At 70.3% G+C, this 12,115-nt stretch carries 12 protein-coding genes; 6 read left to right on the top strand and 6 right to left on the bottom strand.

Annotation, left to right across the window (positions count from 1 at the left end; genetic code table 11):
- The first annotated feature begins 150 nt into the window (after nucleotides 1-150).
- Nucleotides 151-786, top strand: coding sequence for an NADPH-dependent F420 reductase (locus ACPYOG_RS16585; protein WP_481295268.1), 636 nt, complete (start codon nucleotides 151-153; stop codon nucleotides 784-786).
- 165 nt (nucleotides 787-951) lie between these two features.
- Nucleotides 952-1,569: a class F sortase gene (locus ACPYOG_RS16580; RefSeq protein WP_481295266.1), complete on the top strand. Its 618-nt coding sequence runs from the start codon at nucleotides 952-954 to the stop codon at nucleotides 1,567-1,569.
- A 116-nt stretch (nucleotides 1,570-1,685) separates the two neighbouring features.
- Here the strand turns inward: ACPYOG_RS16580 and ACPYOG_RS16575 are convergent, their stop codons facing one another.
- A complete protein-coding gene (locus tag ACPYOG_RS16575) occupies nucleotides 1,686-1,961 on the bottom strand; it encodes a hypothetical protein (protein ID WP_481295265.1) in 276 nt (91 codons plus the stop codon).
- 127 nt (nucleotides 1,962-2,088) lie between these two features.
- On the opposite strand from ACPYOG_RS16575, the gene ACPYOG_RS16570 reads away from it, so the two are divergent.
- Entirely contained in the window at nucleotides 2,089-4,749 is a 2,661-nt protein-coding gene (locus ACPYOG_RS16570) for a DUF4062 domain-containing protein (protein ID WP_481295264.1), read from the top strand.
- Here ACPYOG_RS16570 and ACPYOG_RS16565 read toward each other — a convergent pair.
- Nucleotides 4,709-5,023 (bottom strand): DUF7882 family protein, encoded by a 315-nt coding sequence (locus tag ACPYOG_RS16565; RefSeq protein WP_090036089.1) that lies wholly within the window; start codon nucleotides 5,021-5,023, stop codon nucleotides 4,709-4,711. The two genes, ACPYOG_RS16570 and ACPYOG_RS16565, sit on opposite strands and share 41 nt — an antisense overlap.
- Nucleotides 5,024-5,147: 124 nt before the next feature.
- Here ACPYOG_RS16565 and ACPYOG_RS16560 point away from each other — a divergent pair, with 124 nt between their 5' ends.
- Nucleotides 5,148-5,405, top strand: coding sequence for a hypothetical protein (locus ACPYOG_RS16560; RefSeq protein WP_090036087.1), 258 nt, complete (start codon nucleotides 5,148-5,150; stop codon nucleotides 5,403-5,405).
- A gap of 45 nt (nucleotides 5,406-5,450) precedes the next feature.
- Here the strand turns inward: ACPYOG_RS16560 and ACPYOG_RS16555 are convergent, their stop codons facing one another.
- The 4 genes from ACPYOG_RS16555 to nhaA form a co-directional block, all read right to left on the bottom strand.
- Entirely contained in the window at nucleotides 5,451-6,266 is an 816-nt protein-coding gene (locus ACPYOG_RS16555) for an EAL domain-containing protein (RefSeq protein ID WP_481295263.1), read from the bottom strand.
- A gap of 29 nt (nucleotides 6,267-6,295) precedes the next feature.
- Nucleotides 6,296-6,499, bottom strand: coding sequence for a hypothetical protein (locus tag ACPYOG_RS16550; RefSeq protein ID WP_481295262.1), 204 nt, complete (start codon nucleotides 6,497-6,499; stop codon nucleotides 6,296-6,298).
- Between the two features lie 91 nt (nucleotides 6,500-6,590).
- Nucleotides 6,591-7,211, bottom strand: a complete 621-nt coding sequence (locus ACPYOG_RS16545) for a YdeI/OmpD-associated family protein (protein ID WP_481295261.1) — start codon at nucleotides 7,209-7,211, stop codon at nucleotides 6,591-6,593.
- A gap of 33 nt (nucleotides 7,212-7,244) precedes the next feature.
- Entirely contained in the window at nucleotides 7,245-9,140 is a 1,896-nt protein-coding gene (gene nhaA / locus ACPYOG_RS16540) for a Na+/H+ antiporter NhaA (RefSeq protein ID WP_481295260.1), read from the bottom strand.
- 128 nt (nucleotides 9,141-9,268) lie between these two features.
- On the opposite strand from nhaA, the gene ACPYOG_RS16535 reads away from it, so the two are divergent.
- Both ACPYOG_RS16535 and treS read left to right on the top strand, forming a co-directional pair.
- Nucleotides 9,269-9,733 carry an SAP domain-containing protein gene (locus tag ACPYOG_RS16535; RefSeq protein ID WP_481295259.1) on the top strand — a complete coding sequence of 155 codons (465 nt, stop codon included), beginning with the start codon at nucleotides 9,269-9,271 and terminating at the stop codon, nucleotides 9,731-9,733.
- Nucleotides 9,734-9,911: 178 nt separating this feature from the next.
- A partial coding sequence (gene treS, locus ACPYOG_RS16530; RefSeq protein ID WP_481295267.1) for a maltose alpha-D-glucosyltransferase occupies nucleotides 9,912-12,115 on the top strand: 2,204 nt, incomplete at its 3' end.

The raw sequence follows: 12,115 nt of genomic DNA, 5'->3' as shown, positions 1-12,115 counted from the left end.
CCCCCCCCCCCCCCCCCCCCCCCCCCCCCCCCCCCCCCCCCCCCCCCCCCCCCCCCAAACCCCAACCCCCCCCCCCAGATTAGCGAGTGTCTCGTGGGCTCGGAGATGTGTATAAGAGACAGTTGCACGAGAGTGGGGGTTGGGCCGGTCATGACGACTATCGGTTTCATCGGTTCAGGACGTATCGGATCCCAGCTCGCGCGCCTCGCTGTCGCGCGGGGCTACGACGTCGTGCTCAGCAACTCGCGCGGCCCGGAGACCCTGAGTGCCCTCGTGGACGAGCTCGGCGACCATGCGCGCGCAGCGACCCCCGCGGAAGCCGCGGCGGCCGGCGACCTCGTGGTGGTGACCACCCCTCTCGCGGCCGAGGCCACCCTGCCCGTGGACGAGCTGGCGGGAAAGATCGTCATCGACACGAACAACTACTACCCGCACCGCGACGGGCACATCGCGGAGCTGGACGACGAGTCCACGACCGTTGCCGAGCGCCTGCAGAGGCGGCTGGCGGCATCGAAGGTCGTCAAGGCGTTCAACCACATCGGGGCGGCAGAGCTCACCTCGCAGAGCCTGCCCACGGGGACTCCCGGCCGTCGCGCTCTCATCGTCGCCGGAGACGACGCCGGCGCACGGGAGCGCGTCACCGCGCTGATCGATGAGTTCGGCTTCGAACCGGTGGATCTCGGACCCCTCTCGGAAGGCTGGCGCGCCCAGCGCGACCACCCGGCCTACGGGCCGCGCTTCGACGTCGCGGGCATTCGTGAGGCGCTCTCCGCGGCGACGCGCTAGCGAGGGTCGAGGGTCGCCGCACGGGCGGGTCAAGGGCGCTACCGGACAGCCTGATTGCTGCCTTTCGCTCGCGTGATGCGCCGGATTAGCGTGTGGATGCGGTGTGTTCCTCCTTCGCAGAAAGACACGATCACGTCAGTAGCAACCACGAAGAAGGCGAGGACGGTGTTCATCACCGTCCTCGCGGTCGGCGTCGCCGGACTGATCATCGGAGTCCTGGGTGCCCTCGGCACCCTCACCCCCACCGCCCAGACGGTGCCCGACCTCCAGGGCAACCAGGTGCACGTCGATCCGGGTACCCTCCCCTCCGCGAAGACGCAGAAGGCGATGAGGGCCGTCCCCGACATCGGGCAACGTCTCAAAGTCCCCTCCGTCGGTCTGGATGTCAGGCTCGGTGAGCTCAGCGAAGCCGACAACACCATCACTCCGCCCGGTTTCGACTCCGCCTACCTCGTCCGCAACCTGGGCGCCTCACTCGATCGCCCCGGACAAGGCACCCTGTACGTCGTCGCCCATTCCGTCCGCGGCGGCGGTATCGGACCCGGCAACTACCTCATCGACGTCGAACACGGCACCGCCCGGGTCAAACCCGGTGCCACCGTCCAGGTAGGCGACCACACCTACGTCGTCACCGGCTCGAAGACCATCGACAAAGACGGGCTTCCCGACGATCCGGCCATCTGGGCGAACACCCCCCGTCGACTCGTCCTCATCACCTGCCTCCAGCGACCCTCCGGCGCACCGTCGAGCGACAACCTGATCATCACCGCCACGCTGCGATAGACGGGCATCCCCATCCAGAGGCCTCACCTTTCACGACGCTCGACGGGATGTCCGGGGCCGGGAGGCGCGGCCGGCCGCCGCCGCTCCCCTGGGGCGGCGGCGGTTCGACGGTGGGCTCAGCCAGCGCTCTCAACGGTGACGAGCTCCACCGCCGCGGCCCTCTCGTCGGCGTCGGCCGCGGCCCGCGACGACAGGAGACTGCCGGCGACGAAGGCCACGGCCGCGAACACGAGCGCGACGACGAGGTCACTCCACTCGGTCGGGCTGAGGTGCTGCAGCAGCCCGCCGGCGCCCTCTCGCGCGTCGGCGGCGTCGGGTGCCAGCAGCAGCCCGAGGGCGATTCCCGTCACGGCGAGGGAGAAGCCCAGCACGTACCACGCGATTTCTTTCACATGCCTAGCCAACCGCGTCGACCGGGACGAGTGTAGAGCCTTGTGCGGGCGAGCCATCGCGTGCTAATGACGCCGCATCCCCGCGCCCCCTGTACATCCGCTCAGGAACGCAAGACAATGACATGACATGAGCCATCCTCACGTGATCCGCACGCCGGACCAGCGGCTGCGGATCTTCGTCTCCTCCACCCTGCAGGAGCTCGCCGCCGAGCGACACGCAGCGCGGACCGCCATCGAACGGCTCCATCTCGCGCCCGTCATGTTCGAGCTCGGGGCGCGGCCGCATCCCCCTCGGGAGCTCTACCGGGCGTACCTCGACCAGAGCGATGTCTTCATCGGCGTCTACTGGGAACGCTACGGCTGGGTCGCGCCCGACGAGGAGGTCTCGGGGCTCGAGGACGAGTACAACCTCTGCCCCGACGAGGTGCCGCGGCTGCTCTATGTGAAGAGTCCGGCCGAGAATCGGGAGCAGCGGCTCGCCAGCCTCCTGGCCCGCATCCGCGACGACGACCGTGCCGCGTACAAGTACTTCGAGAGCCCCAGGGAGCTCGCGCAATTGATCGAGAACGACCTCGCCACGCTGCTCGCCGAGCGGTTCGATCAGAGCCGGGCTCTCGTCTCGGCCGAGGTGGCGAGCGACGCCGACCGGGTGGTGGAGCCGGTGCGGCTGCCGGTTCCGCTGACCGGGCTGGTCGGGCGCGAGGGCGACATCGCCGCCGTCGCGGATCGACTCGAGCACGGCGCGCGCCTCCTGACCCTCGCCGGTCCGGGCGGGATCGGAAAGAGCCGCTTGGCGATCGCTGCCGCCGGCGCCGCCGCACAGGCGTTCGAGGACGGCGCCGTGTTCGTCGATCTCTCGGCGGTCCACGATCCGCCGCGCGTGCCGAACCGCATCGCACAGGCGCTCGGGGTGCGCGACACGGGCGACGCGCCCATCCTGGACAACCTGGTGACGGCGCTGCGCGACCGGCGCATCCTGCTCGTGCTCGACAACTTCGAGCAGGTGATCGACGCAGCCCCGCTGCTCACCGGACTGCTCGGCGACGCGCCCGGTCTCTCGCTCCTCGTCACCAGCCGGACGCTCCTCCGGGTGAGCGCGGAGCAGAGCTACGAGGTGGGTCCGCTGGCCGAGGAGTCCTCGGTGAGCCTGTTCGTCGAGCGCGCCCACGCGGTGAAGCCCGACTTCGAGATCACCCCGGAGAACAGGGATGCGGTGGCCCGCGTCTGCACGGCCCTCGACGGCGTCCCGCTGGCCATCGAGTTGGCCGCTGCGCGCATCCGGGTGCTCTCCCCCGCCGAACTGCTCGAGCGGATCGACCGTCGCCTCTCCGTGCTGGTCGGCGGCTCACGCGATCTCCCGGAGCGGCAGCAGACCATCCGGCGCACCATCGAGTGGAGCACGCAGCTGCTCGCCCCGGAACAGCGGCGGCTGCTGACACGGCTGGGCGTCTTCGAGGGCGGGTTCACCCTCGAGGCGGCGGAGTTCGTCGGGGCCGAGGATGGCGACGTGGCTCCCGGCGACGGCCGTGGGGATGACCGCGCCCCGGACGGTGACGCCGACGTGCTCAGCGACCTCGCCGCTCTGGTCGACTCCAGCCTCGTCGCCCAGCACGACACCGACGACCGTCCGCGCTTCACCATGCAGGCGATCGTCCGCGAGTACGCGCGAGAGCGGCTGCGGAGCGAAGGCGGTCTCCAGCGCGCCCGGGACGCCCACGCGCGCTACTTCATCGACCTCGGCTCCCGCGCCCGCGTTCCGCTGAAGGGCGGCGGGCAGCGCGAGTGGATGCAGCGGCTCGGCGACGAGCGCGACAACCTGCGGGCGGCCGAACGGTACCTGCTCGACGCGCGCGACTGGGACCGCGCTGCGCAGCTCGCCTTCAACCTGTTCCTCTACTTCTGGGTCATCGGCCTGCTCGGCGAGGTCCGCACCTGGATGGATGAGCCGCTCGAGTCCGGAGACCCGCTGCACGACCGGACGCGCGCCATCGCGCTCTACTTCACGCGCACCATCCGGTTCTGGAAGGACCCGGATGGGCGCGTGGCGGCCGACCTCGCAGAGAGCGCGGACCTGTTCCGGCGCTGCGCCGATCGTTCCGGCGAGGCGATGGCGCAGATCTCGCTCGCGCTCGCCCTCCTCGCGGGCGACGACCCGGACACCGCGCGAGCGGCGGAGGTGATGCAGCGCAGCATCCAGCTGTTCCGTGAGACCGGGGATGTCTGGGGCGAGTCGATGGCGCTCGTCCTGCTGGGCCGGGTGGCCTTGCTGGAGCAGCGGTTGCGCACGGCGTTCGAGCGTTTCGACGAGTCGCTCGCGCTCACGCAGAGCGGAGAGGATGCCGTCGGGGGCCGGATCGCGGCGTACCACCTCGGCTGGGCGCACCTTCTGCTCGGTTCACCGGAGGATGCCCGGAAGGACTTCGCGCTCAGCGTCACCCTCTCGACGTCGCTGGGCCACATCGAGGGGATCGCCTACGGGCTGGAGGGGCTGGCAGCGGTCGCCGCCGTCGGCGGCGACGTCGACCGCGCCGGGCGGCTCGCCGGCGCCGCCCACGCGCTGCGAGAGCGGTCGGGAACCCACAACGGGCCGACGTTCACCTTCCACCAGCGGTACCTGGACCGGCTGGCCGCCACCGCACCCGCCGGCCGGCTCGCGGCGGCGGTGGCCGAGGGCCGGGAGCTGACGGTCGAGCAGGCGGTGGCCCAGGCTCTGACGGACACCGGCCTCCCCGGCGCGGGGCGGGACGTCAGCGCGCCGAGGGCGGGCGGAGTTCCGACTCCTCCATGACGAGCATCCCGGAGGCCCGGGCGGCCGTCTGGATCATCGCCTCGATCCAGTCCTTGTTCAGCGTCGGCACCTTCGAACCGGAGTAGAAGATGTGCAGAGGGACGCCGTTGTCGACCCAGATCGTGTGACGGCCGCTGCCGAGCTCGGCGGCCACCGGCCAGGTGAGGAAGAAGTTCTCGCCGCGGCGGAGCTTCGTGCTGATCGCGATCTGCATGTGGAACAGAAGACGGTCGTCGAGCTCGAAGCTCTCGCCGTCGTAACGGAGGGTGCCCACGGAAGCCTTTCTTCTGGTCGTACTCGCGCGCGTCCGGCGCTGCTGAGAGCCTAGTCGCACGGGATACGGGTGTATCGTGACCGCGCGATAGTGTTCTACACATCACCACCGAAAGGAACAGCAGATGATCGTTCACCGCCTCACGGTCGACGGCAAGGACTACTTCCTTCCCGATCCGGTGGACGAGCTGCGCGCGAAGATCCTCGAGGCGGTGCGGGCGGGCGGCGGCTACGTCACCATCCCCCCGCTGCGGGGCGGCCCGGGCGTCGATGTGCTGTTCTCCCCCGGCATGCCGGTCACGTGGGCGCAGATCGAGGTGGACCCGCCCGCACCTCGCGCGGAGGAGCCGCGCGTGGACATCGACTCCTTCGACGCCCTCTAGTCCGAGCTACCGGCCCATCCGCTCGCCGCGGGCGGCAGCGACCGCTTACGACCGGCGCGAGCGCGATCGATACCACGCGAGCAGCGCCGACGCGCGCTGGGGCTTCGCGATCCAGTAGCCCTGCGCACGATCGCAGCCGGCGGCGGCCAGCCGGTCGAGCTGCGTGCCTCGCTCGACACCCTCACCGACGACCCGGATGCCGCGACGGTGCGCCTCGTCGATGATCTGAGCCACTTCGCCGGCCCGGTGGTCCGCCTGCACCAGGCTCTTGTCGAGCTTCAGCTCGCGGGCCCGCAGGGCCTCCGCGCGGGAGAACGACGAGTGGCCGATGCCGAAATCGTCCACCGAGATCGTGACCCCGGCCGCCGTGAGGGCCTCCAGCGGCGCGGCCACCCGGTCGGGATGCGCAATTCGGTGACTCTCGGTGACCTCGATGGTGAGTGTGGCCGGGTCGCACCTGCCGGTCGAGAACGCCCCATCGAACATGTCGTAGAGCGACGGATCCTCGAGCTGCGTCGCGGAGACGTTCACGGCGATGTCGATGGTGCAGCCGGGGATGTACTCGGTGGTGACATCGGAAACGACCCGCGCCGTCAGCAGCGGGAGCAGGCCGGACTTCTGCGCCACGTCGACGAACACGTCGGGCGAGACCGCACCGCGCCGGGGATGCGTCCAGCGCGCGAGCGCCTCCACGCCGACGACCGAGCCTGTGGAGACGTCGATCTGCGGCTGATAGGCGACGGTGACTTGGCGCTGCGCCAGCGCGATCTGGAAATCGCGGGCGAAGTCCTCGAGGGTCCCGTCCACCAATGTCATCTTCTGGATGATCCCCACGGTCACCCGGATTGTCAACTTTCCCACGCCCCCTTGCGCGAATGAGGGTTGTACCGCTAGCGGGCTCTTCTGTGTCGGTGGCGCGCTCCCACGGCAATGCCCAGGCAGGTCGCCGCAGCCGCCCCCGCGATGACGGCGACCACCAGATCCACCGCCTGCACGGTCGGCGAGGTGGCGCTCCCGAGCGGGGCGAGCAGCAGGACGATGGCTGCAAGCGCGATCGCACCGGCGAAGCCCGCCGCCCCCGACAGATTCCCCATCGCCGTCTCCCCCTCCGAATGCCCGGACGCTCGCAGCATAGCCAGCGGATGCGGACTCCGACAGAAGGCCGTCGGCCTGTTCACCGATTCGTTATCCTGCGTCGTTCCGCTGCGGGTCGTTCGGCTGCGGGTAGGGCATCTCGCCGCGTTCCAGCATCGCGACGAGCTTCTGCAGCCGGTTGGCGCGGCTCGTGACGCTCGGAGCGGTGACGACGCGGTGGAGGACGGCGAACCGATTCTGCTTGTTCAGGCGCTCGAACGTGGCAGCCGCAGCGGGGTTTGCGGTCAGCGCAGCGGTCAGATCGTCCGGCACTTGGATGGTGGAGGAGCCGCCATAGGCACGGTCCCACCGGCCGTCCGCCTTCGCCCGGTCGATCTCCCTCTGCCCGAGGGGACGCATGCGCCCTTCGGCGTCCAGAGCCGCGACGAGGCCGATGTTGCGCTCCGACCAGAGCGAGGCCTTGCGACGCGGCGTGAAGCGCTGCAGGAACGTCGTGGCGTCCCGTCCGCGCTTCTGGCCGTCGATCCATCCGCTGCAGAGCGCCTCCGGGAGGGCCTGCTCGTAGGTCAGCGATGTCGGGTCTGTGACGCCCTTCTTCGCGAGCACCAGCCAGACGCCGTCCGACGTCTCCTCGTTCGCATCGAGCCACTGGCGCCACGCGACGGCATCGGGGACGATCAACAGGTCGGAGTCGGCGTCTGGCTGCGGCATGCCCCCACTATTCCGCACCCCACCGACACCGGGTCACGCAGGAGAGGACGGCTCCAGGCGACCGCCGTCGGCGCTCGCCTGGAGGGCGCGGATCAGCGACTGCGCATCGTAGGGTCCGCTATGACGGCGGCCGTTGATGAAGAACGTCGGAACGGCGGAGATGTCCATCGCCTCGGCGTCGAGCATGTCGTCCCGGACGCGCGCGGCCACCTCGGCCGAGCGGAGGTCGGCCTCGAAGCGCTCCACATCGAGGCCGAGCTCCCGGGCGCGGCGCACGATGTCCGAAGGCAGCTGGTTCTCCTGGTCGGCGAACAGGCTGCGCTCGAACTCGAAGAACTTGCCCTGACGCGAAGCGGCCTCCGAGGCCTCGGCCGCCGCGAGCGCGTTCGGGTGGAACCGGGTCAGGGGTGCGTGCCTCCAGACATAGCGCAATCCGTCGCCGAGCTCGCGCTGCACTTCGACCACCGAGCCGGTCGCCTTGAGGCAGAACCCGCACTGGAAGTCGCCATACTCGACGATCTCGAAGGGCGCATCCATCGATCCGAAGATGTGGTCGCGGTCGGGATCGACCGGCCGGAGGAGCGTGGTCCCCACCTCCTCCTTCGGCCGGCGGGCGTCGGAGATCCGGAAGATCAGCGTGGCGACGAGGAACGCCACCACGGTGGCGGCGAGCACACCGACGCGCGCGGCGTTCTGCATGGTCTCGTCGGGGATCGCGAGATCGACGATGAACAGCGAGATCGTGAACCCGATGCTGCAGAGCGCGGCTCCCCCGGCGAGCCGGTCGAGAGCGAGCCCCGGGCCGAACTCGCCGATCCGGAGCAGCCGCAGGAGCGCCGCCGAGCCGAAGACGCCGACGAACTTGCCCACGACGAGACCGACGAGCACACCCCACGCGATCGGGGACACCAGAGCGCCCAAAAGGATGTCGCCGTTCAGCCGGACTCCCGCGTTGGCGAGCGCGAACAGCGGAAGCACGACGTAGGCCACGTACGGCGACCAGGCCGACTGCAGCCGCTCGTTGATGGAGATGGACTCGCGGAGGCTGTTGGCGGCAGCGCGCGCGTACTCGGTGTTCGGGGACTGCCGGAACGTGCGCGCGAGATCGAGGGCGTGCTCCACGTCGATCCGGTTGGGCCGGTACACGGGGATCAGGAGGGCGATCGCGACGCCGGCGAGCGTCGGGTGCACGCCCGAGGCGAGGAAGGCGAGCCACACGATGATCGCCAGGGTCGCGTACACCGGCCCCCGGCCGCCCCGCAGATAGCGCGTGAAGTAGACACCGACGAGCCCGAGGGCCGCCACGATCAGCGGCAGCGGGGTGAAGTGCTGCGTGTACACGAGGGCGATGATGGTCAGCGCGCCGATGTCATCCACGACGGCGAGGGCGAGCAGGAAGACCCGGAGCCGGCCGGTAGCGCGCGGGCCGATCAGCGCGAGCGCACCGACGAGGAACGCCGTGTCGGTCGAGATCACCACTCCCCAGGCGTGCTCGAGTCCGGTGCCCAGAGTGAACAGGACGTAGATCACCGCCGGCACCGCGAGCCCGAACACCGCGGCGACCACCGGGACGACCGCGCGCGACCAGCTGGTGAGCTCCCCGATGGCGAACTCCCTGCGCACCTCCAGGCCCACCGTGAAGAAGAAGAGGGCCATGAGCGCATCGTTGACCAGCGCGTGGAGGGTGAAGTCGAGGTGCAGGTCGCCGACGCCGAGGGTGAGATGCGTCTCCCAGAACTGCTCGTATCCGGCGAAGGAGATGTTCGCCCACACGATCGCGACGATGGTCGCCAGCAGCAGCAGCAACGCGCCGAGCCGGCTCCGCCCGACCGCACGGAAGCGCTCGGCGATGGTCGGCCGCCGATCGCGCGACTGACCGACGTTCTCGGGATCGGGTGAACGCTGGATGAGGGTGAGCGGAATGGTCACTGCTCCATCCTCCCGCTTCGCGGCGGTTGCCGGGAAGCGGAGGCGGGGTGCCTTGCCGTGAGCGCCGGCTGGTGGCACCGTTCAAGGCGGACGCGAACGGCTGGATGACCGAACCGGGAGGAGCGAGCATGGCGAAGCAGAAGAAGCTGGAAAAGGCGGCCGCACAGGCGCTGGAGGCCGCGGAGGAGGCGGTCGCGAAGGCGAAGAAGGCTGCGGAGAAGCTCGATGCGAAGAAGGCGAAGAAGCGCGCTCGCGAACTGGAGCAGCAGCTGGCCGACCTTGCGGGACGCTCGGTCGCATCCCGCCCGGCGGACGGCTCCGGCTCGGCGGACGGCTCCGGCTCGGCGGACGGCTCCGGCGGTCGCCGGGACGCATCCGCGGGTGGCGACCTCACCCCGCCCCTCCCCTCGGTCCGCGACGACACCGTGGAGGAGACGGCCGAGTTCGCCGGGTCGGCCACGACATCCGCTCCGCACGACCCCGCGCTCGACCGGCTGACGGTGCAGGCGCTGCGGGATGCAGCACGCGCCAGGGGCTTGCGCAATGTGACGCACCTCACGAAAGGACAGCTGATCGAGCGGCTCAGCGAGTGACAGGGCGGAACGTTCGGCGAATCATCCTGAGGATCGGGCCACGGCTCAGCGAGCGGGGGTTACGGTGGCAGTCACGGAAGGAGACCACGTGGACGACGAGGCACTCGAGGTGACGGAGCAGGACGCCGACACGCAAGCCCAGCCGCAAGGCCAGCAGCAAGGCCAGCCGCAAGCGGGGATGGTCGCGGCCGAAGTGGGCGACGCCGTGCCGGAGGACGTTCTCGCCGAGATGGAGGAGATCACCTACGACGAGCAGCTGTACCCGGCCCGTCCCCGCCGTCTGCGCCCCCGCACGAACCTGCGCGGCGGCAGCATCCGCCGCACGTTCTCCGACCCGCGCGCCGCCAATGGCCAGAACCCGGCCTACGTCGAGTGGCTCGTCCGCCAGTCCATGCTGAAGGATGCGGACGTGCTGAGCCGCCAGCTGTCCGGCTCCCCGAGCATGTGGCGCAATCCGTACGCGCGCCCGGACGCCCGGCGTGCCGTGTCCACCTCCGATGTCTGGTTCACGGCGTATCCGATCTCGCTCATCACGCGGCCCGGGGAGTCGTTCCTCAGCGCTCTCGCCGACCCCGAGCTGTGGACGGCGTTCGAGCGGATCGGGATCAACGGCATCCACACCGGCCCGGTGAAGCGCGCGGGCGGCATCCGCGGCTGGCAGGAGACGCCGAGCGTCGACGGGCACTTCGACCGCATCGGCACGCAGATCGACCCCGCCTTCGGGGACGAGGACACCTTCCGCCGGATGACGGACGTCGCCGAGGAGCACGGCGGCAGCGTCATCGACGACATCGTGCCGGGCCACACCGGCAAGGGCGCCGACTTCCGGCTCGCCGAGCTGGCGTACAAGGACTACCCGGGCATCTACCACATGGTCGAGATCCCGCCCGATGAGTGGCACCTGCTCCCCGAGGTGCCCGAGGGTCGCGACTCGGTCAACCTGGACGCGTCGACGGAGGCCGCGCTGGCCGCCCGCGGGTACATCATCGGCGAGCTTCAGCGCGTCATCTTCTTCGCCCCGGGCGTGAAGGAGACCAACTGGAGCGTCACGGCGCCGGTGATCGGCGTCGACGGCGTCACCCGTCGCTGGGTGTACCTGCACTACTTCAAGGAGGGCCAGCCGTCGGTGAACTGGCTGGATCCCACCTTCTCGGGGATGCGCCTGGTGATCGGCGACGCACTGCACTCGCTCGGGGACCTCGGCACCAGCGCCCTGCGGCTCGATGCGAACGGCTTCCTCGGCGTGGAGAAGAGCGCGGAGGGGCTGCCGGCCTGGTCGGAGGGGCACCCTCTGTCGCACGCCGCCAACCACATCATCGCGAGCATGGTCCGCAAGGTCGGCGGCTTCACCTTCCAGGAGCTGAACCTGACGGTGGAGGACATCCGCGACACCGCCGCCGTCGGCGCGGACCTGTCCTACGACTTCATCAACCGGCCCGCCTACCACCACGCCCTGGCGACCGGCGACACCGAGTTCCTGCGGCTGACGCTCCGGACCTCGCTGGAGCTGGGAGTGGAGCCGGCCGTCCTCGTCCACGGCATGCAGAACCACGACGAGCTCACCTACGAGCTCGTGCACTGGGCGACGCTGCACCAGAACGACGTCTACACGTTCCGCGGCGAGGAGATCACGGGCGGCGAGCTGGCGCACAGCATCCGCCAGGACCTCGTCCAGGCGATCACCGAGCCGACGGCCGACTACAACCTCGTGTTCACGACGAACGGCATCGCCTGCACGACGGCATCGCTCATCGCCGCGACCCAGGGCCATGCGACGCTCGACTCCATCCAGGAGGCCGACATCCCGGCCATCCGGGACGCGCACCTGCTGCTCGCCGCCTTCAACGCCTGGCAGCCGGGTGTCTTCGCCCTGTCCGGCTGGGATCTGCTCGGCGCCCTGACGGTCCCCCGCTCGGAGGTGGCCGACCTCATCGCCGAAGGCGATACGCGCTGGGTGGAACGCGGAGCGCACGACCTGCTGGGCATCGCCCCGGAGGCGCAGCGATCCCCGTCCGGGATGCCGCGGGCGCGCTCCCTCTACGGCAGCCTGCCCGAGCAGCTGCGACAGCGCTCCTCCTTCGCGAGCCGCCTGCGCGAGCTGTTGCGCATCCGCACCCGCTGGGGCATCGCGACGGCGCGGCAGGTGGACGTGCCCGACGTCGCGCATCCCGGGATGCTGGTCATGGTCCACGAGCTGGAGTCGCTGGATGACCAGGGTCTGCCGGTCGTGCAGCTGACGGTGCTCAACATGACCGCCACCCCGCTCGACGGCACAGTGCGGTCGGAAGCGCTCCCCCACCGCGCTACGGTGACGGATGCGGCGGACGGCAGCGAGGTCGGGGTGGTGGACGACCTGGCGAGCTTCCCGCTGAGCGTCCCCGC

This window comes from Leifsonia sp. HAY1-4F, from assembly GCF_056755275.1.
This window is presented reverse-complemented; position numbering and strand designations above follow the sequence as displayed.

What these genes read in the sequence shown, in the direction of transcription:
- ACPYOG_RS16550 (WP_481295262.1), bottom strand. Translation starts at nt 6,499, where the DNA reads ATGGGGAATCTGTCGGGGGCGGCGGGCTTCGCCGGTGCGATCGCGCTT.
- ACPYOG_RS16545 (WP_481295261.1), bottom strand. Translation starts at nt 7,211, where the DNA reads ATGCCGCAGCCAGACGCCGACTCCGACCTGTTGATCGTCCCCGATGCC.
- ACPYOG_RS16560 (WP_090036087.1), top strand. Translation starts at nt 5,148, where the DNA reads ATGATCGTTCACCGCCTCACGGTCGACGGCAAGGACTACTTCCTTCCC.
- ACPYOG_RS16535 (WP_481295259.1), top strand. Translation starts at nt 9,269, where the DNA reads ATGGCGAAGCAGAAGAAGCTGGAAAAGGCGGCCGCACAGGCGCTGGAG.
- ACPYOG_RS16585 (WP_481295268.1), top strand. Translation starts at nt 151, where the DNA reads ATGACGACTATCGGTTTCATCGGTTCAGGACGTATCGGATCCCAGCTC.
- ACPYOG_RS16570 (WP_481295264.1), top strand. Translation starts at nt 2,089, where the DNA reads ATGAGCCATCCTCACGTGATCCGCACGCCGGACCAGCGGCTGCGGATC.